The following is a 19,598-nucleotide window of genomic DNA, read 5'->3' as shown; positions in this document are numbered from 1 at the left end:
GTGGTCATCGTGCCAGCACCTCCTCCAGCCTGACCACCCGGGCGAATCTCCCCTGCAGCGCCGACGCCGTGCGCTCGACGACCTCGGCCGGCGAGAACGTGCCCGACCCGTCCCACCGCGGCAGCGGGTCGGTCGCCGTCGCGTCGACGACGAACTCGACTGTGAAGCCGAGGTCGGACGCGAGTCGGGCCGTCGTCTCGCAGCACTGCTCGGTGCGGATGCCGCAGACGCGGACCGCGGTGATCCCGCGCTCCTCGAGCAGCTGCCCGAGGTCGGTCGACGTGAACGCGTTGTGGGATGTCTTGTGGAGCAGGGGTTCCCCGGCGTCGGGATCGAGGGGTTCGAGCAGGCGTACGTGGCCGCTCTCGGGGTCGAACACCCCGCCGCTGCCGGGCTCGGCGTGGAGCACCCACACGACGAGCTCACCGCGCGAGCGGGCGTCGGCCACCAGACGCGAGCAGCGATCGGCGATGTCGGCCGGTTGCATCGCCGCCCACGAATCGGGGCGCGCGCGGAAGGAGTCCTGGACGTCGATGACGAGGAGTGCGGTGTCGGTCATGACACCAGACTCCCCTGCCGCAGGCCCGGCGACCAGAGCCGATCAGGTCGGGGGGCGGAACGATCTGGCCAGGTGGCTTCGACTCGCTGGCGCTCGCTCAGCCAACGGGGGGCGGAACGATCTGGCCAGATGGCTTCGACTCGCTGGCGCTCGCTCAGCCAACGTCAAACCCGCTCGCTCAGCCAACGTCAGACCGCGCTCGCTCAGCCGACGTGCCCCTCAGCTCGCCTTCGACTTCTTGGCCGTCTTCTTCGGTGCGTCGGACTTGGCGCCGGAGTCGGAGTCGCCCTTCTCCGCCTCGCGCCGCTTCTTCGCCGCCTCGACCGACGCGCGCAGCGCAGCGACCAGGTCGACGACCTCGGCCTCGCCCTTGGGCTCGTCGGCCTCCTCGGCCATCTCGACACCCGACAGCTTGGCCGCCACGACCTCCTCGAGCGCCTCGCGATAGGAGTCCTTGTAGTCCTCCGGCGTGAACTCCCCCGACAGCGCGTCGATGAACGACTGGGCCATCTTCACCTCGGCCGCCGACACTGTGACCTCCTCCGGCGGGGCCGCGAACTCCCCGTCGCGGATCTCGTCGGGCCACAGCATCGTGTGCATGACCAACTGGTTCTCGTGCACCCGGATCAGCGCCAGCGACTCGCGCGACCGCAGCGCCACCTTCACCAGCGCCGCGCGCCCGGTCTTCGTCAGCGCGTCGCGCAGCAGCACGTAGGGCTTCACGCCCGGCCCATCAGCCTCCATGTAGTAGGTCTTCGCGAAATAGGTCGGGTCGATCGACTCCTCCTCGACGAACTGCACGACCTCGACGGCCTTCGTCGTCGCCAGCGGCAGGTTGTCGAAGTCCTCCTTCTCGAGGATCGCCATGCGCCCGTCGGCGGTCTCATAGCCCTTGGCGATCTCCGCGTACGGGATCTCCTTGTCGCACTTGTCGCACACCCGCTTGTATTTGATCCGCCCGCCGTCCTCCGGGTGCACCTGGCGGAACGAGATGTCCTTCTCCTCGGTGGCGGTGTAGAGCTTCACCGGGATCGTCACGAGGCCGAACGAGATGGCCCCCTTCCACGTCGAACGAGGCATGTCAGGCTCCTGGGGTCTCGGGTCGGGACAACGGCGGCAGCTGGTCGACCTCCGAGGGGGCGAACCACAGCAGCGGGTGGGGATCGAGGGCGGACAGGTCGCCGCCGAGCGCGAGTTCGAACGTCTCGGGGGTCGGGGCGTCGTCAGGGTCGTCGACGAACACCGCGCGCACGTCGCGCCACGGCACTCGACCGACGGTCACCTCGCCGGGCACGCGCCCGTCGTCGCGAGCGGCGTCCGGCAGCGATGCCACCTCCGCCGCCACGACGAGGCGCGGCAGACCCCGGCGTACGCAGGCCAGCGACGCCAACACCAGGGCCGCGTGGTCGGCCTCCTCGTCCTCGGACGCGTCGAATCCGAACAGGGCAAGGAGGCCCGGCGTCGCCGAGTACGCCGGGCCGTCCGGCGCGTAGGCGGCCCCGACCCAGCCCGCCAACTCCTCGGAGGAGACGGGCACGAACACCATGGGCTTCACGACACGTCCTCCTGATCGGCGGCCGAAGGACCCGTACGCCGCCGCGCCGGTCGCGTGGGCGTCCGCGCCGCCGCCGCGAGGGCCGCAGTCTGGGCCAGCTCGTCGCGGGCGTCGATGACGCACTGCGCGAGCACGTCGAGGTCGCTGAGCGCGTCGCGGTCGCCGGTGAACCCGAAGAAGACCTCGCCGTTGTAGGACGTCACGCCGATCGCCAGCAGCTGGCCCGGCGCCAGCGGCAGCATGGGATAGCTCGCGACCATGGGAGCCCCCGCCGCGTACAGCGCGTGCTGCGGCCCCGGCGCGTTGGTGATCAGCAGGTCGTGGGCGCGCCGCGTGACGACGTTCGAGACCCGCGCCCCCAGGGAGTGCAGCGTGGTGGGCGCGAAGCCCGCGATCTGGCTGAGCGTGCGCGCGCCGACCGCGCGTCCGGTGTCGAGGTGGGCTCGCGTGCCGAAGCTGACCTGGTGGAGCCGCATCAGCGCGTTCGCCTCCCCCACCGGGAGCGAGATCAGGTGGGGCGCGACGTTGGATCCCAGCGAGGTCGGCTCGTCCTCCTCCTCCAGCACGCTCATCGGAACCATCGCGAGCAGCTCGCCGCGGCGCAGGCTCTCGCCGCGGGTCGCGACCCAGCCGCGCAAGCCTCCCGCGATCAGCGCGAGCACGACGTCGTTGACGGTGTAGCGCTCTTCCATCCGCAGCGAGCGCAGCTCCTCGAGGTCGAACGCGATCGTCGCGAAGCGCCGCTGCTCCGAGGGCATGCCGGCCAGCGGCGAGTCCCCGCGTACGCGTCCGCTGCCCCGCAGCGCCGACCCGGCGAGCTCGCCCAGCGTGCCGCCGATGCCGCCCATGGCCTCGCCGATGGTCACCGCCGTGCCGAGCAGACCCGTGACGCCGCGGCGCGCCGACTCGATCAGGGCGTCGGCGTCGCCGAGGCCCTCGGCCAGCGCGCCCAGCAGCAGGTCGACCGGGCGCGGTTCCGGCACCGGCTCCCAGCGCGCGGGCTCGCGGTCGGGGTCCCATTCGTCGTCCGGCGACTCGTCGAGCAACACCTGGCCGAGGTCGACGCCGTCGACGCCGTCGACGAGCACCTGGTGGGTCTTGGTCACGATGGCGAAGCGGTTGTCCTCGAGACCCTCGACGAGATAGACCTCCCAGAGCGGGCGGTCGCGGTCGAGGCGTCGGGCCATGACGCGGCCCACGAACTCGCGCAGCTGTTCCATCGTCCCCGGCCGAGGCAGGGCCGAGCGCCGCACGTGATAGGTCAGGTCGAAGTCCTCGTCCTCCACCCACACCGGCGCGGCGAGGGCCCCCGGGACCTGGCGCACGCGCATGCGATAGCGGGGCACGAAGTCGAGCCGGTCCCGGATCAGCGACACCAGCGCGCCGTAGTCGAAGTCCTCCGACGCCGCGAACACGTCGACCGTGCCGACGTGGGCGGGCGTGTGCAGCGTGTCCCCCGCCAGCATGGTGACCTCGCGCGCGCTCAGCCGGTCCGGCATCGATCCTCCTCGCGTCGTTCCTGAATCATTGCTCGTGCGTGCTCGTGACTGACATCACGGTACCGCCTGCCGTCCCACGCGCCCCGGGGGAACCCGCGCCCGGGGCCGTTCGTGGACCATGGTGGTGCGTACGCACGCCTGCGCACCCTCGCTCCACCACGAAAGGCCCCGATGTCACCCCGAACCACGCCGTCCGTCCGACCTTCCCTGTCACCCCGGCGCCTCCTGTCGGTCGTCGCCGCGCTGCTGGCGGTGGCGGTGCTCGCCGCCTGCCAGTCGGCGGCGCCCGCCCCGGCCCCGTCGGGCCCGATCGAGCTGAAGATCACCATCGCCGGGGGTAGGGTCGACCCGTCGGGCGCCAAGATCGAGGTGCCGAAGGGCGCGACGGTGCACGTGACGGCGACGAGCGACGCGCCCGACTCGATCCACGTGCACGGCTATGACCGCGAGGTGGAGGTCGGCCCCGGCAAGCCCGCCGACTTCACGTTCGTCGCCGACAAGATCGGGCAGTTCGAGGTCGAGAGCCATCACCCGCCGCGGGTGATCGCGCGCCTGAACATCCGCTGATGCGCCTCCTGCACGGCATCGCGTCGCGCCACGACCTTCCCCTCCCCTTCGAGGCGGTCGTCGGCGGCACTGTCGCGGTCCTCGTCCTGTCGTTCGCCCTGCTCGGCCTGGCGTGGCGTACGCCCCGGCTCGTCGGCACCGCCGGCCGCCCGCTGCCGCGGCTCACCCGCGTCGTCGACCATCCCGCGACGCGGGCCGTCGCCCAGCTTCTGGTGGCCGGGGTCTGGCTGCTCGTGCTCGCGGCGCTGTGGTTCGGGCGCGACCTCTACACCAACCCGGTGTTCGGCTTCGTGTTCGCGTGGCTGTGGGTCGGGCTGGTGCCGATCTCGCTGCTCGCGGGCCAGGCCTGGCGCTGGGCGAACCCGCTGGAACGCCTTCCCGAGCAGGGTTTCGGGAGCGTCAATGCCGTACGCGTGGGCGTGTGGCCGGCAGCCCTCGGCCTCGCCGCGTTCGCGTGGCTGGAGCTGGTCCAGCCCGACCGCGCCACGCTGCCGGTGTTTCGCGGTTGGTTCGTCGCGTGGGCGATCGCGGTCGTCGGCGGCGCGCTGTGGTTCGGGCGCCGCTGGCTGCGGGCGGCCGACCCATTCGCGGCGTACGCGTCCTCGCTCGCCGAGCTGTCGTGGCTGCGCCGGGTCGACGGAGTCCTCCACGCGGTCAACCCCCTGCGCGGACTCCTGTCGTTCGACGCGCCGCGCGGCCTCGCGGCCGTCGTGGTGGTGCTGCTGGGGGCCACCGCGTACGACTCGTTCGCGAACACGACCCTGTGGATCCGCGCGGTGCAGGACTCGGCGATCCCCGGCTGGGTCTGGGGCACCGGCGGGCTGCTGGCGATGATCACGATCGTGGCGGTCACCTACGGGGCGGCGGCCCGGGCGATGGCCCGCTGGTCGGACGTGCCGGCGCGCGACCTGCCGCGGCTGATGGCGCCGACGGTGCTGCCGATCTGCGCGGGCTATGCTATCGCCCACTACTTCAGCCTGCTCGTCGTCGAGGGCCAGCGCACCGCGATCCACCTGTCCGACCCGCTGGGCCGGGGGTGGAACCTGTTCGGCAGCGCCGAGATGGGCGTCAACGCGGCGCTGTTCGACCACCCGACGGTGACCGCCGTGGTGCAGCTCGTCGGCATCGTCGGCGGCCACCTCCTCGGCATCGTCGCGGCCCACGAGCAGTCGCTGCGCCTCGTGCGTCGCGACGCGGGCGTGGTCGGCCAGCTGCCGATGCTGGCGGTGATGGTGTTCTACAGCTGCGCGGGGCTGCTGCTGCTGTTCTCGCCGTGACCCCCCGCTGGCTGGGCGAGCCCGCCCTCCTCGCCTCGGAGAACGTTCTCCGAGGCGAGCGAGCGCCAGCGAGTCGAGGAGTTGTCCACAGATTTCCCCTCGACCCCGTTCCGGCGTCCCTCCGCGCGGCAGGCTGGTCCCATGTCGATCGCACTCATCCCCGATCCCCGCCCCCTACCGACCCCGCGACCCCTGGCGGCGCTGCCCACGCCGGCTGCGTCGCTGACCCTGCGGCTCGTCGACCCCATGGCCGTCCCCGTCGTGACCGATGCCGAGCCGCCGGCGGTGGAGACCGCACTGCGGCTCGCCCGCGCGGCGGCCGACCTGGCCGTGGGCCGGCGTACGCCCGCCCAGCTCGTCCGGTGGACCACCGCCGAGGCGCTCGACGCCCTCAACGGCTGGGCCCGGGCCCAGGACCCGCGGGTGCAGTGGCAGGTGCAGTCACTGCGGGCCCAACAGCCGGCCGTCGACGTCGTCGAGACGTGCGCGCGCCTGACCGCGCCCACGGGACGTTCGATCGCCCTGGCGCTGCGGCTCGAACGCACCGCGGGGAGCTGGTTGTGCACCGTCGCCGACCTGGGGCCGGCCCGCGCGCCGCGCGAGGCCCGCTCGACGAGCGCCTAGGGCTCAGCCGCGATTGGTGTAGGTCTTGCCGGGCGTCGTCTGGCCGCCCATCAGCTGGGTGACCGTGACGAAGACGTAGCCCTGGGCCTTGAGGTCGTCGACGACCCCCGGCACGGCGGCGACCGTCGACGCATGGATGTCGTGCATGAGCACGATCGACCCGGGCTTCGTCAGCCGCTTGACCTCGCCGCGGACGGCGGTGGCGTTGCGCGACTTCCAGTCCATGGTGTCGACGTCCCACAGGATCACGGACTCGCCGAGCTCCTTGGCCACACCGTCGACCATCGCGTTGTGGGACCCGTACGGCGGGCGGAACACCGTCACGTCCTTGCCGGTGAGCTCCTTGATCTTCCCGTGGGTCTGCGACAGCTGCTTCTTCACGCCGTCGCGGCCGAGACCCGTGAGGTTGGGGTGGGTCCAGGAATGGTCGCCCAGCTCCATGCCGGGGGTCGAGGCGACCTGACGGGCGATGTCGGGATAGGTCCGCAGCGACGGGCCCTGCATGAAGAACGTCGCGACGGCGCCGCGCGACGTCAGCGCCTCCAGGACCTTCGGGGTGTCCTTGCCGGGCCCGTCGTCGAACGTGAGCGCCACGCACTTCACCTTGGCGCAGTCCACCGGCGCGCCCGGAGGGGGCTGGACCCCCGGCGCGGGTGCGGGCGCGGGTCTGCCCGAGGGGCTGGCGGGGGCGGCCGACGAGGCCTTGCCGGACGGCGTCTTCGCCGGGGTCGCCGAGGCCGGCGTCGTCTTCGCCGGGGTCGGCGTGGGCGTGGGGGCGGGCTCCGGGGTTGCGGCCGGGGCGGGCGCGGGAGGCGGCGCCGACGTGGCCGCGGGCGCGGCCACGCGCTGGTCGGTGCCGGAACAGGCCGTGACCGCCAGCGCGAGGCCGACGGTCACGGGCAGCAGGAACTTCGAGGGGTGGGTCACGCGCCCATCATAAGGACGCGACGGCCCCGATCACGCGCTCTTGCCGTGGCAAGCCTTGAACTTCTTTCCGGAACCGCACGGGCACTGCTGGTTGCGGCCGACCCCGGCGTACGCGTCGTCGTCGCCGGGCTCGGCCTCGGCGCGCTCCTCGGCGTTGCCGTCCTCGCCGGGGGCCGAATAGTTCAGCGTGCGGGCGCGGCGCTCGCCGGCCCCCTTGACGCGGACGTGCTCGGGCTCCGCCTTCTCCTCGCGCTCGGCCAGCTCCTCGTTCGTGGGCTCGGAGCGGTCCTCGGCCGTGGTGGCCAGCATGGCCTCGAGCGTGTCGGCGGAGATGGCGTTGCCCTCGGCGTCGGCGAGCTGACGCACCTCGGGGACCTGGACCTCGACCTGGAAGATGAAGCCCACGACCTCCTCGAAGAACGCGTCGCGCATGGCGTTGAACATGTCGCCGCCCTCGCGCTGGTATTCCACGAGCGGGTCGCGCTGTGCCATCGCGCGCAGGCCGATGCCCTCGCGCAGGTAGTCCATCTCATAGAGGTGTTCGCGCCACTTGCGATCGAGCACGGTCAGCAGCACCTGGCGCTCCAGGTCGCGCATGCCTTCCTCGCCGATGGTCTCCTCGCGGGCGTCGTAGGCCTTCTGGGCGTCAGCCTGGAAGTCCTCGATCAGCGTCTCCTGCGAGATCTCGGCCTCGAGGTAGTCCTCGATGTCGAGCGTCACCGGATACAGCGAGCGCATGTCGGCCCACAGCTTGTCGAGGTCCCAGTCCTCGGCGAAGCCCTGGGTGTTCTGCACGACGTACGCGCCCACGACCTGGTCGACGGTGCCGCGCAGCTGCTCCTCGAGGTCGGCGCCCTCGAGCACCCGACGCCGGTCGGCGTAGATCACGTGGCGCTGGCGGTTCATCACGTCGTCATATTTCAGGACGTTCTTGCGCATCTCGAAGTTCTGCGACTCGACCTGCTTCTGGGCCGATGCGATCGAGTTCGAGACGCGCTTGTCCTCGATGGGCTGGTCGTCGGGGATCTTCAGCGCGTTCAGCACCCACTCGACGATGTCGGACTTGAACAGGCGCATCAGGTCGTCGCCGAGCGAGAGGTAGAACCGCGACTCGCCCGGGTCGCCCTGACGGCCGGAACGACCGCGGAGCTGGTTGTCGATGCGGCGCGACTCGTGGCGCTCGGAGCCCACGACATAGAGGCCGCCGGCCTCGACGACCTCCTCGTGCTCGGCGTTGGCCTCCTCCTCGAACGCCGCGAGCGTGTCGGCCCAGGCAGCCTCGTACGCCTCCGCGTGCTCGTGGGGGTCGATGCCCTGCTGCTTCAGCTTGAGGTCGGCGAGGAACTCGGCGTTGCCGCCGAGGATGATATCGGTGCCGCGGCCGGCCATGTTCGTGGCGACCGTGACCGAGCCACGCTTTCCTGCCTGGGCGACGATCGCGGCCTCACGCGCGTGGTTCTTCGCGTTCAGCACCTCGTGCTTCACGCCGGCTGCCTTCAACATCTGCGACAGGATCTCCGACTTCGCGACCGACGCCGTGCCGATCAGGACCGGCTGGCCCTTCTCGTGGCGCTCGGCCACATCGGCGATGATCGCGTCGAACTTCGCCTGCTCGGTGCGATAGATGAGGTCCTTGTTGTCCTTGCGGATCATCGGCTTGTTCGTGCGGATCGGCACGACCGACAGGCCGTAGATCTTCTGGAACTCCGACTCCTCGGTCTTCGCGGTGCCCGTCATGCCGGCGAGCTTGTCGTACATGCGGAAGAAGTTCTGGAGGGTGACGGTGGCGAGCGTCTGGTATTCGTCCTTGATCTCCACCTGCTCCTTGGCCTCGATGGCCTGGTGGAGGCCCTCGTTGTAGCGGCGGCCGTGGAGCGTACGCCCGGTGTGCTCGTCGACGATCAGCACCTCGCCGTCCATGACGACGTAGTCGCGGTCGAGCTTGAACAGCTCCTTCGCCTTGATCGCGTTGTTCAGGTAGGAGATCAGCGGGGTGTTCGCCGACTCGTACAGGTTGTCGATGCCGAGCCGGTCCTCGACGACCTCGATGCCGGGCTCGAGGATCGAGATCGTCTTCTTCTTCTCGTCGACCTCGTAGTCGCGGTCGCGCTTCATGCGGGTCACGATCTTGGCGAACTCCGGATACCACTCGTGGGTGTCCTCGGCCGGTCCGGAGATGATGAGCGGCGTACGCGCCTCGTCGACCAGGATCGAGTCGACCTCGTCGACGATGGCGTAGTGGTGGCCGCGCTGCACGCACTCCTCCACCGACAGCGCCATGTTGTCGCGCAGGTAGTCGAAGCCGAACTCGTTGTTCGTGCCGTAGGTGATGTCGCAGTTGTACGCCTCGCGCCGCTGGGCGGGCGTCATGTTGGACAGGATGCAGCCGACGCTCAGGCCCAGGAACTGGTGGACACGGCCCATCTGCTCCGACTGGACCTCGGCGAGGTAGTCGTTGACCGTCACGACGTGGACGCCCTTGCCGGTCAGCGCGTTGAGGTACGCCGGCAGCGTGCCGACCAGCGTCTTGCCCTCACCGGTCTTCATCTCGGCGATGTTGCCCCAGTGGAGCGCCGCGCCACCCTCGATCTGCACGTCGAAGTGGCGCTTGCCGAGCACGCGGCGGGCCGCCTCGCGGACCGTCGCGAACGCCTCGGGCATGATGTCGTCGAGGGTCTCGCCGTCGTCGAGCCGCTGCTTGAACTCCTCGGTCTGGGCCTTGAGCTCCTCGTCGGTCATCGCCTCGAAGTCGGGCTCGATGAGGTTGACCCTGTCGGCGACCTTGCCGAGCTTCTTGAGGATCTTGCCCTCGCCCATGCGCAGCAACTTGTCGAATACAGCCACGAGACCCTGTCTCCCTGAGTGTGTCGGCGTTCACCACCCCGCGGCGGGGCAGCCTTCCCCAGCCTAGTGGGTGGGGGGCAAGGGCGCAGCCAGCGCGGGTGCGAGGGCGCCCCAGCTAGGCTCGGCCCATGAGCTCGCCGACGCCGTGGGCAGGGACGCCCGGCCGGTGGCTGACCCCCGCGGACCGGGTCACGCTGTTCCGCGGAGCGCTGGGCGTCGGCTGCGCCGCGCTCGTGGCGGTCCAACACCTGGGGTTCCTCCCGGCGCGGAGTTGGTGGCTGTTCCTCCTCGCGGTGCCCACCACCGTGCTGGATGCCGTCGACGGACCCGTGGCGCGACACACCGGCACGGTGACCGAGCGTGGCGCGCGCTGGGACATGGAGGTGGATGCGGCGGTGCTGCTCGTCCTCAGCCTCGCCGTCGTCCCGTGGGCGCCCTGGGCCCTGGCGATCGGGCTCGCGCGCTACCTCTTCGTGGTGGGTGGACTCGTCCGTCCCCACTGGCTCGGGCCGCTGCCGTTCCGCCAGTCGCGGCGGCTCATCGCCGCGTTCCAGGCGGTCGCGCTCGTGACCGCCCTGGCCCCGTTCCTCCCACTGTGGGTCGGTCAGGGCCTGACAGCCGTGGCCCTCGTCCTGCTCGCCGGGTCCTTCGCTCGCGACATCAGGTTCCAGGAGCGTCGAGGACGAGGTTTCCGGCGCCGGTGAACTCGACGCGGTCGAGCCCCAGCCAGTCGGCCATCGTGCGGAGTTCCGCGTACAACTCGGGCGCCACCCGCGACGAGTCCTCCCCCGGCTCCAGCCACGCGGCCTTGACGAGCAGGACGCCGCGGGCGCGGTCGGCCTTGAGGTCGACGCGGGCGACGAACCGGTCGCCCAGCAGGAACGGGTAGACGTAGTAGCCGTAGCGCCGCTTCGCCTCGGGGACATAGATCTCGATCTTGTAGTCGCAGTCGAACAGCGCGAGCAGCCGCGCCCGTTCGAACACCAGGGAGTCGAACGGGCTGAGGAGTGCGCGGGCGCGAATGGCCCGGGGGCGGCGGGCTTCGTGCCAGAGGTACGCGGGCCTCGCCCACCCTTCCACCGTGGCCGGGATCAACTCGCCCGCGTCGACGAGGGAGTCGACCGCCGCTTTCGTCATGGCCGTGGGCAGACGGAAGTAGTCAGCCAGACAGGCGAGGGAGCCGACCCCTAGCGCGGCCGCGGCCCGGCGTACGAGGGTGAGGGCGGCGTCGGCATCGGTGGGCGTGGTCTCTTGTGTGATGTATTTCGGCAGGACGCGTTCGGGGAGGTCGAACCTGCGTTCGAACTGGCTGTTGCGGCTGGCGGAGGTGATTTCGCCGGCCCAGAACAGGAACTCCATCGCGGTCTTGGTGTCCGACCAGTTCCAGCCCCAGTGGTCGCGGCGCCGCTCGGCGCCTTCGGGGTTGTGGAGCGCGTCGATCTCGCGGGCCGTGATAGGGCCGCGCTCGGCGACGTCGGCGCGGATGCGGTCGACGAGATCGGGCTGGTCGGCGCTGATGCGCTGCATGCGACCCCAGGACTCCTCGCGGGCACGGGCCATGCGGAAGCGGAGGGCGGGCTGGAGGCTGACGTCGACGAGGCTGGCGGCGTGGCCCCAATACTCGAACATGCGACGGGGCGCGCGGCCGTACGCACGGTCGAGCAGCCCGGTGTCGTAGGGGCCGAGGCGCGAATAGAGCGGCAGGTAGTGGGCACGGGCCACCACGTTGATGGAGTCGATCTGGAACTGGGCGAGGCGATCGATCACACGCTGGACGTCGCGCATCGTCGGCGGGCGGTCCGGCCGTGGCCGGTCGAACCCCTGCGCTGCCAGCGCGATGCGCCGGGCGGCGGGAAGGCCAAGGCGAACAGGTGCGGGGTGCATGGGGGAACGCTAGCCGACCGGTCTGACAGGCTCTGCGAGCGAGCGCGTCCCCCACGCCGGCTGAGCGAGCGCGTCCCCACGCTGGCTGAGCGAGCGCCAGCGAGTCGAAGCCACCTCGCTGGCCCTGGGAGCCGCCCCCTCAGATCGTGTCGTCGAACACCGGGTCGTGCGTACCCACGTCGCGCGCGACCGCGAGGTGACCCCCCAGGAACCCTGCGGCGCCCACCAACGACAGCGCGGCGACCGAGGTGAGCGCGGCGATGCCGCGGTGACCCTTGCCGCGGGCGACCCACGACGCGCCCTGCAGGATGGCGCCCGCGCCGTTGGCGACCGCGTGCACGACTCCGACGCGCTTCTCCCGCTGGCCGGTCTCGGCGAGTTCGGCCCACCCGGACAGCGCGGAGAGCGGGACGGCGAGGAATCCCAGCCCGACCAGGAGTCGCGCGGCGCGGCCGTCCGGGTCGGCGCCCGTCGCGTCGAGCGCGGACGCGCTCATCCACGCCCCGATGGGCACCTGCACCAGCAGCGGGTGGAGGGCGTGGCCGAGCGAACGACCCTGCAGGGCGCCGCGTACGGCAGGGTTCGCCGTCACCGCGTCCATGACGGGCTGGACCGCGGCGACGGCCCCGTCGAGGCCGCTGGCGCGCTCGAGCTTCTGCATGAGGGGGCTGAGAGGGCTCTGGGCCTTCGGAAAGCTGCGGGTGGGGCGATCGGTGGCCATGGTTCCTCCAGGGATGCGGGCGTGGTCACCAGTCTGGCCCTCGTGGGAGATTCGGCTCCGCCCGGGGTCGGAGATCGCCGGGACGTCCTCCGCGCGAGCACTTCGTCTCGGCCGCGGACGGCCTCGCTCAGCACAGGCTCCGCGAGACGAGGAGTCGTGACGACCTGAGGACCGGTCCACCTTCTGCGAGAGAGCGCCAGCGAGACGAGGAGCCGGCTGGTTCGCTGGGGGCATGCTTCGCGCCCGCCGGGTGGGTTCTCCTGGCGGGTCGGTCAGCAGTGAGGTGGGCCGCGATCGTGCGGTTGGCTCAGGCGGCGGTGTCCTCCGTGAGGGGGATGAGGGCTGGGCTCATCTGAGCGAACAGTCGTTCTGCAGCAGCTCGTGCTTCCTCCTTGATCTGTTGTTTGGTGTGCTTGTCGGCGAGTTCGGCGGCTCGCCGGGTGGCCTGTCGGATTCTTCGCTGGGTGCCTGTTGGGTCGATGACCAGGTCGGTGTCAGGGCTCCGCGTATAAGTCCCGTGCGGAGTGGTCCAGAACTCCTGCCCCGTCGGGGTCTTCCAGTGCTTCACGCCCGGCCGGACCGGCGTGGAGGTGAACCCGCCGAACGTCTTGGCCCGGTGGACCCGCTTCGACAACGGGGTCAGGTTCGTGGTGCACGTCGCACCGAGGGGGAAGGGGGTGACGTGGTCCAAGTCAATGAATGTGCTCGCTGATTTCCTTGTGGAGAAGGGATACGCTTCGAATTCCTCCCGTAGCAACACTTCCCGGCGTTGCGCCTCAGTGGGTTCGTAGCCGACCGTCACGTGGGGCACCTCCGGATCCAGGACCGGCCGGACGGTGACCTTCTCGGCGTTCGCGAGGAGCGCGTCGAGTTGGGAGCGGGCGACCGAGCCGAGGACGGTGACCTGGCCGCCCGCACCGCGATCGACCTGGTCCGGGCGGACATGGACCACGAGCTCGAGCAGGTCCTTGCGCGAGGGCAATCCCGACGACGTGTCGGCTTGGTCAGTGCCGTCGAGGTCGAGGGTTCCGGCGCCGAGGACGCGTCCCGCGCGGGCGGGGTCGGCCAGGAGTTCGAGCGCTTGGGCGCGCAGCACGGCGAACTGCTCGTCCAACCGGTCGACCTCCGCCCCATCGACAACCGTGCCATCACCGTCGGCCGAGTCCCGGTGTCCGGCGTCACGGAGGATGCCCGCGAGCTGAGTGACGGTCTGGTCGAGCCGGAGCCCGGCGGGGCCATCGACCTGGCCCGTGACCAGCGCGGTCCCCGCTTCACCAGCACGCACGTTGACGAACCGCCGCTCGAGTGCGGCCTTCCGCCGGGCCTCGGCACCCTCGGGGTCGACGACATCACACAACAGTTCGGCCTGGTTGAGCAGCCGCGTGACGGTGTATTGCGGGGCGAACGGGGCGAGCTGCCGGTCGACCTCACCCGCCATCTCGTGGGTGAGTTCACGAGTCCGGGTGAGTTGGGCAACCTTCCGTGCGGCGTAGACACGGACGTAGCCGCCGATCACCAGCGCCCACAACTTCGGATGACGATGACGAAGGTCGAGGACGTCGGCGATCAGCTGGGCGGCGGCGTCCGGCGAGATGCCGAGCGCTGGACCGACCTCCAACGAACAGAACTCGGCGACCTCCGGCGTACCATCACCACCGAGAACCATCAGCCGTTCGCCATGAAGCACCGACGGCGCGGAATCGTTGTCGGACAGCGGTTCGTTGATCCACGAGTACGCCCTTGCTGCGGCAGCGATCAACGAGATCTGGTCGATCTCGGCCTGGTGTTGGCGGTCGGCGGCATCCTTCAGGCCGAGGATGACCGCGGTGCGGTCGGGTTTTCCCTTCGCAAGAAGGTGTTCGATGAGATCGTCCATGGTTCCCCCCTGGTGGTGTGGTGATGGTTCCAGCCTAGGAAGGGGGTCTGACAATTTCGGACCCAGAACAGGGGTGCGTGAAAAGTTTCTCGAACTATTTTTTTCTGTCGCAGAAGGTGATCGCGGGCTGGTGGCTTCGACTCGTTCCTCGCTCGGAGAACGTGAGCCCGGGGGTGGCTTCGACTCGTTCCTCGCTCAGCCAACGTGACCCCCAGGGGCTTCGACTCGTCCCTCGCTCAGCCAGCGTGACCCCCAGGGGCTTCGACTCATTCCTCGCTCAGCCAACGTGACCCCCAGGGGCTTCGACTCGTCCCTCGCTCAGCCAACGTGACCGCGAGTGGCTTCGACTCGTTCCTCGCTCAGCCAACGTGACCCCCAGGGGCTTCGACTCGTTCCTCGCTCAGCCAGCGTGACCGCGAGTGGCTTCGACTCGTTCCTCGCTCGGAGAACGTGAGCCCGGGGGTGGCTTCGACTCGTTCCTCGCTCAGCCAACGTGACCTCCAGAGCGCTTCGACTCGTTCCTCGCTCAGCCAGCGTGACCCCCAGGGGCTTCGACTCGTTCCTCGCTCAGCCAGCGTGAGCCCGGGGGGTGGCTTCGACTCGTTCCTCGCTCAGCCAGCGTGAGCCCGGGGGGTGGCTTCGACTCGTTCCTCGCTCAGCCAGCGTGACCCCCAGGGGCTTCGACTCGTCCCTCGCTCAACCAGCGTGACCGCGAGTGGCTTCGACTCGTTCCTCGCTCAGCCAACGTGACCTCCAGAGCGCTTCGACTCGTTCCTCGCTCAGCCAGCGCGACCGCGACTCCTCGGATCGGTCACCTGCTCCTCGTCTCGCTGGCGCTCGCTCGGAGAACGTCGGCGCAGTTGGGACGGAGGCCGGGCACCCGCGAGTTCGGCGCAGCGGCGCACCGACCGCGCACACGAACCCTGAGATCAGGGCCGCGCCGCGTACAGGCTCGCCACCTCCTGATAGCCCTCGATCAGCTGCGGCAGCCCGCGCCGGAGGGCTGCGTACGCCGCCGCGTCCGTGCGCGAGACCGCCAGTGGCCGCTCCTCCGGATCGCTGCCCGCCACCCGGCCGCCCAACGAGGTCAGCGCAGCCTCCAGCGAGTCGGCCTCCCCCACCGCCAGTACGCCGAGGGCCGCCGCCCCCAGAGCCGTCCCGCCCGCATCGGACGCCACGAAGAACGGGCGGTCGAGCACCGCCGACATGACCGAGCGCCACAGCTGGGCGCGGAACGGCCCGCCGGTCGCCCGGATCGACGTGACCGGCTCCACGGTCTCGAGCACGTCGACAATCGACCCGACCTGCAGGCAGACGCCCTCGAGCGCGGCGCGGAGGAAGTGCTGGCGGCGATGGCCGTAGCGCATCCCCAGGTAGGCCCCCGGGATCCCGCCGTCCCACAAGGGCGCCCGCTCAGGCAGCAGGTAGGGCACCATCACCAACCCGTCGCTGCCCACCGGTGCGGTGGCGGCGATCTCCAGCGCCTGGCCGGGATCGTTGCCCTCGACGACGTCGGAGGCGAACGTACGCGCGGCCCAGTCGAACGCGATGCCACCGTTGGAGACCGGCCCGCCGGCCACCCACAGGTCGCGAGTGAGCGCATAGCAGAACAGGCGGCCCTCGGGATCGAACGTGGGCTCGGCGACGGTCATGCGGACCGCGCCGCTGGTGCCGAGCGAGAGGCCGACAGTGCCGGGGGTCAGGGCGCCGGTGCCGAGGTTGCCGAGCGGCCCGTCGGCGGCGCCGATCACCACCCGCGTCCCTGCGTCGAGACTCCAGCGCTCACGCAGTTCCGGCCGCAGGTCGTACGCGGTGGTCGGGTCGACGACCTCCGGCAGACGGTCGCGGTCGAGTCCCGCGATCTCGAGGGCGACCTCGTCCCAGTCGAGGGTCGTCACGTCGAGCAGCCCATAGCCCGAGGCGTTCGAGAACTCCGAGACCAGCCCACCGGTGAGGTGGTGGATGACGAGTTCCTTGATGCCGCCCCACCAGCGGGCGCGGCGCACGAGGTCGGGCTCGTTGCGGGCGAACCACATCACCTTGGCGAGCGGGCTCATGGTGTGCACGGGCGTGCCGGTGCGCTGCAGCAGCATCGTCGCCAGGCCCTCCGAGCGCAGCGACGCCACCACGTCGGCCGCGCGCGCGTCGGCCCAGGTGACCACGGGTGTGAGCGGACGTACGTCCTCGTCGAAGGCCATCAGGCCGTGCATCGCCGTGGACACGGAGATCGTGACGACCTGCGCGCCGCCGAGCTGACGCAGGCACGACTCCATCGCCTGGTCCACGGCCTTCAGCAACGCCGCCGGGTCCACCACCTGCCACCCCGGTTGCGGCTGCTGGAGCGCGCACGGGCGTACGGCCATGGCGCGGGCCCCGGCGGTGCCCCCGATGTCGAAGGCCGCGACCTTGACGGCGGTGGTGCCGACGTCGAGACCGATGTGGACCGGCGGGTCGAGGAAGCCGTGCTCGGTCACCGGTCCCCGTCCTCCAACTCGGCCAGGCGCGCGGCCGCGAGGTCCACGAGCGCGTCGTCTGTGGCGAGGGCGTCCTCGCCGAGGGCGGAGAGTACGCCCCGGATCGCCTGTGTGGGTTCGGATTCCGAGGCGGCCTCCGCGTACGCACCGGCCTCCGCATCCTTGACCGGCGCACCGTGGCCGCGCAGGTGGGCGACCCACGCCGCGAAGGCGGTGGCCGCGCCCTCCGGCAGGTGGCCGGCTTCCCGCTCCGCGGTGAGGATCGGCGTGATCCTCACCGCGATCTTGGAGCTCCCATCGCCGGCGATCTGGGCCAGGTTGTGGCGTACGCGGGGGTTCGCGAACCGGTCCAGCAGCGCGGCGCGGTAGTCGGCCAGGTGGTCGGCCGGCAGCGTCAGATGGCGGCAGGCCTCGTCCCAGAGCTGTTCCACCCAGCGGCGCAGGCGCGGGTCGGCAATGGCCTCGGCGACGGTCGTGTGGCCGAGGATCGAGCCGGCGTACGCCATCAGGGAGTGGGAACCGTTGAGCAGCCACAGTTTCCTGCGCTCATAGGGTTCCACGTCGTCGACCAGCGTCGCACCCGCGTCCTCCCAACGCGGCCGCCCGGCCGGGAAGCGGCCCGCGATGACCCACTCCGCGAAGGGCTCGGTGGGCACGGGCGCGACGTCGTGGTGGCCGCACTCGGTGTCCACCACGGAGACCAGCTCGTCGGTCGTTGCGGGCGTGATGCGGTCGACCATGCTGGAGGCGAAGTCCACGTGGGCGTCGATCCAGGCGGCGAGGTCGTCGTCGGCGGCGGCCTTGAGCACGACGTCGCGGGCCACGGATCCGTTGTGGGGAAGGTTGTCGCAGGACAGGATCGTGATCGGCCCGGCATCGGCGTCGCGGCGGGCCCTCAGCCCGGCCGCCAGGCGGGCGGGCAGATCGCCGCTCAGCCACCCCTGCTCGGTGACCGTCGCGGTGACGACCGCGACCTCGGGATTCGCCAGCAGGGCAAGGAACGCGGCCTCGTCGGCCGCCGGATGGACCTCGGCGATCGACCCGATGACCTCGCAGCTGTCGCCGTCGGCGGCCCGCGTCACGAGCGTGAACAGGCCGTCCTGCGGGGTCAGCGCCTCGGCCATGGCGGCGGAGCGGCCGGTGAACCCCGCGATCCCCCACTGGGCGGCGTCGGGCGCGTGGTGGGTGTACCAGGCCTGGTGGGCGCGATGGAAGTTGCCGACGCCGACGTGGACGATGCGTACGGGCGGGGCTGGCGGCATGCCGGGGAGGTCGCGCGACAGGCGCGGGGCGTGGTTCTCGGTGGCCTGGTTCTCGGTGGCGTGGTCGGTCACAGTCGGAACACCTTCCTGGGTTGGGTTGCGACGAGGTCGTGGATGGTCTCGGCGGCCTCGTCCTCGGTGAGGCGGTGCTCGGCGACGAGCTGGGCGAGGAAGCCCGCGTCGAGGCGACGCGACATGTCGTGGCGCGCGGGGATCGAGCAGAACGCGCGGGTGTCGTCGATGAAGCCGCTGGTGCGGGTGAACCCGGCGGTCTCGGTCACCGCGGAGCGGAATCGACGGATCGCCTCGGGGGCGTCGATGAACCACCAGGGCACCCCGGCGTACACGCTGGGATAGAAGCCCGCCAGCGGGGCGATCTCGCGCGAGAACGTGGTCTCGTCGAGCGTGAACAGCACGAGGCGGAAGTTCGGGTTCGTGCCGAACGCGTTGAGCGCGGGCTCGAGGTTGTGGGTCCACTCGACGGCGATCGGGATGTCGCAGCCGACATCGGCGCCGAAGCGTTCGAAGGTCGCCATGTGGTGGTTGCGGTGCACCGCCGGGTGGAGGGTCATGACGAGGCCGTCCTCGCTCGACATGCGCGCCATCTCGAACAGGAGGTGGCGGCGCAGGCGGTCCGCCTCGGCCGCGTTCCCTTCCCCGCTACGGAATCCGGCGTACAGGCGCTCGGCCTCGGACGGCTCGAGCGGGACCATCCCCGGGTCGGCGTGGGAATGGTCGGCCGACACCGCGCCGTGGGCCTTGACGTGGGCGCGGCGCGACTCCATGGCGTCCACCCAGCCGGCCAGCGTGGACGTGTCGGTGCCGGCGACCTCGCCGAGTCGATCGACGAGCTCGGCCCAGTCGTCGCGCCCGGGCTCGAGATATCGGTCGGGGCGGAACGTCGGCAGAACCCTTCCGGTGAAGGAATCGTCGGCGGCGATGGCCGCGTGGTGGGCGAGGTCGTCGCAGGGGTCGTCGGTCGTGGCGAGCACCTCGATGCGGAAGCGGTCGAACAGCGCGCGGGGCCGGTACGCCGGGGTCGCCAGCTTGGCGGCGATGGCGTCATAGATCGCGTCGGCGGTGTCGGCCGCGGGCACGACGTGGACGTCGAACACGTCGACGAGGATCGACTCGAACCACAGCCGCACGGGGGTCCCCCGATAGATCGGCCAGTGCTCGCACAGGAGGCGGAAGGCGTGGCGGGACTCGGCCTCGGTCATTCCCGAGGAGCCCACCCCCAGCTCCCCCAGGTCGACGCCCGAGGCGTGCATCAGCCGGTTCACGTAGTGGTCCGGCGTGATCAGCAGCGAGGTCGGGTCGCCGAACGGCGTGTCCTCCGCCAGCCACGCCGGCGGCACGTGCCCGTGCGGCGAGATGATCGGCAGGTCGGCGACCGACGCGTACAGCTCGCGCGTGATGTCGCGGACCGTCGGGTCGACGGGGAACAGCCGGTCGGGGTGCAGCTCCAGTGATGCCATGGGGCCATCCTGCGGGGCCGGGGCGGGGATCGCCACCGGTTGCCAGATGTT

16 protein-coding genes are annotated in these 19,598 nt (G+C 70.9%); 4 read left to right on the top strand and 12 right to left on the bottom strand.

Annotated elements, in window-relative coordinates; all coding sequences use genetic code 11:
• Positions 1–4: 4 nt before the first annotated feature.
• From ACYVAG_RS06505 to ACYVAG_RS06490, 4 genes are all read right to left on the bottom strand, one after another.
• Entirely contained in the window at positions 5–559 is a 555-nt protein-coding gene (locus ACYVAG_RS06505) for a cysteine hydrolase family protein (RefSeq protein WP_460768141.1), read from the bottom strand.
• Positions 560–778: 219 nt separating this feature from the next.
• On the bottom strand, positions 779–1,639 hold the full coding sequence (gene ku, locus ACYVAG_RS06500; protein WP_460768138.1) for a non-homologous end joining protein Ku: 861 nt from the start codon (positions 1,637–1,639) through the stop codon (positions 779–781).
• 1 nt (position 1,640) lies between these two features.
• A complete protein-coding gene (locus ACYVAG_RS06495) occupies positions 1,641–2,105 on the bottom strand; it encodes a DUF6912 family protein (RefSeq protein ID WP_460768636.1) in 465 nt (154 codons plus the stop codon).
• A 5-nt stretch (positions 2,106–2,110) separates the two neighbouring features.
• Positions 2,111–3,613, bottom strand: a complete 1,503-nt coding sequence (locus tag ACYVAG_RS06490; RefSeq protein ID WP_460768137.1) for a wax ester/triacylglycerol synthase family O-acyltransferase — start codon at positions 3,611–3,613, stop codon at positions 2,111–2,113.
• Positions 3,614–3,784: 171 nt separating this feature from the next.
• Between ACYVAG_RS06490 and ACYVAG_RS06485 the strand changes: the two genes are divergently transcribed.
• The 3 genes from ACYVAG_RS06485 to ACYVAG_RS06475 all read left to right on the top strand — a co-directional run bounded on the left by ACYVAG_RS06485 (position 3,785) and on the right by ACYVAG_RS06475 (position 6,081).
• Positions 3,785–4,180 carry a cupredoxin domain-containing protein gene (locus ACYVAG_RS06485; RefSeq protein ID WP_460768135.1) on the top strand — a complete coding sequence of 132 codons (396 nt, stop codon included), beginning with the start codon at positions 3,785–3,787 and terminating at the stop codon, positions 4,178–4,180.
• Positions 4,180–5,457, top strand: coding sequence for a hypothetical protein (locus ACYVAG_RS06480; protein ID WP_460768134.1), 1,278 nt, complete (start codon positions 4,180–4,182; stop codon positions 5,455–5,457). Before ACYVAG_RS06485 ends, ACYVAG_RS06480 begins: the two co-directional genes overlap by 1 nt.
• Before the next feature lie 141 nt (positions 5,458–5,598).
• Entirely contained in the window at positions 5,599–6,081 is a 483-nt protein-coding gene (locus ACYVAG_RS06475) for an Rv3235 family protein (RefSeq protein WP_460768132.1), read from the top strand.
• Between the two features lie 3 nt (positions 6,082–6,084).
• Here ACYVAG_RS06475 and ACYVAG_RS06470 read toward each other — a convergent pair whose 3' ends face one another.
• On the bottom strand, positions 6,085–7,008 hold the full coding sequence (locus ACYVAG_RS06470) for a polysaccharide deacetylase family protein (protein WP_460768130.1): 924 nt from the start codon (positions 7,006–7,008) through the stop codon (positions 6,085–6,087).
• Between the two features lie 30 nt (positions 7,009–7,038).
• Positions 7,039–9,852 carry a preprotein translocase subunit SecA gene (gene secA, locus ACYVAG_RS06465; RefSeq protein ID WP_460768129.1) on the bottom strand — a complete coding sequence of 938 codons (2,814 nt, stop codon included), beginning with the start codon at positions 9,850–9,852 and terminating at the stop codon, positions 7,039–7,041.
• 128 nt (positions 9,853–9,980) lie between these two features.
• On the opposite strand from secA, the gene ACYVAG_RS06460 reads away from it, so the two are divergent.
• Positions 9,981–10,556, top strand: coding sequence for a CDP-alcohol phosphatidyltransferase family protein (locus tag ACYVAG_RS06460; protein ID WP_460768127.1), 576 nt, complete (start codon positions 9,981–9,983; stop codon positions 10,554–10,556).
• Here the strand turns inward: ACYVAG_RS06460 and ACYVAG_RS06455 are convergent.
• The 6 genes from ACYVAG_RS06455 to uxaC all read right to left on the bottom strand — a co-directional run bounded on the left by ACYVAG_RS06455 (position 10,513) and on the right by uxaC (position 19,547).
• Complete coding sequence (locus tag ACYVAG_RS06455; protein ID WP_460768125.1) at positions 10,513–11,736, bottom strand: winged helix-turn-helix domain-containing protein; 1,224 nt, start codon at positions 11,734–11,736, stop codon at positions 10,513–10,515. The two genes, ACYVAG_RS06460 and ACYVAG_RS06455, sit on opposite strands and share 44 nt — an antisense overlap.
• Before the next feature lie 139 nt (positions 11,737–11,875).
• Positions 11,876–12,457 carry a DUF2231 domain-containing protein gene (locus tag ACYVAG_RS06450; RefSeq protein ID WP_460768123.1) on the bottom strand — a complete coding sequence of 194 codons (582 nt, stop codon included), beginning with the start codon at positions 12,455–12,457 and terminating at the stop codon, positions 11,876–11,878.
• Between the two features lie 307 nt (positions 12,458–12,764).
• Entirely contained in the window at positions 12,765–14,333 is a 1,569-nt protein-coding gene (locus ACYVAG_RS06445) for a DUF222 domain-containing protein (RefSeq protein WP_460768121.1), read from the bottom strand.
• A gap of 929 nt (positions 14,334–15,262) precedes the next feature.
• Positions 15,263–16,807, bottom strand: coding sequence for a gluconokinase (locus ACYVAG_RS06440; RefSeq protein ID WP_460768119.1), 1,545 nt, complete (start codon positions 16,805–16,807; stop codon positions 15,263–15,265).
• Entirely contained in the window at positions 16,804–18,141 is a 1,338-nt protein-coding gene (locus tag ACYVAG_RS06435) for a mannitol dehydrogenase family protein (protein ID WP_460768117.1), read from the bottom strand. The genes ACYVAG_RS06440 and ACYVAG_RS06435 overlap by 4 nt, the downstream gene beginning before the upstream one ends.
• Positions 18,138–19,547 (bottom strand): glucuronate isomerase, encoded by a 1,410-nt coding sequence (gene uxaC / locus ACYVAG_RS06430; RefSeq protein ID WP_460768115.1) that lies wholly within the window; start codon positions 19,545–19,547, stop codon positions 18,138–18,140. Before uxaC ends, ACYVAG_RS06435 begins: the two co-directional genes overlap by 4 nt.
• Between the last annotated feature and the right edge of the window lie 51 nt (positions 19,548–19,598).

It is taken from the genome of Mariniluteicoccus flavus (genome assembly GCF_054776655.1).
The sequence above is the reverse complement of the archived record's forward strand: the minus strand, read 5'-3'. Positions and strand labels throughout refer to the sequence as shown.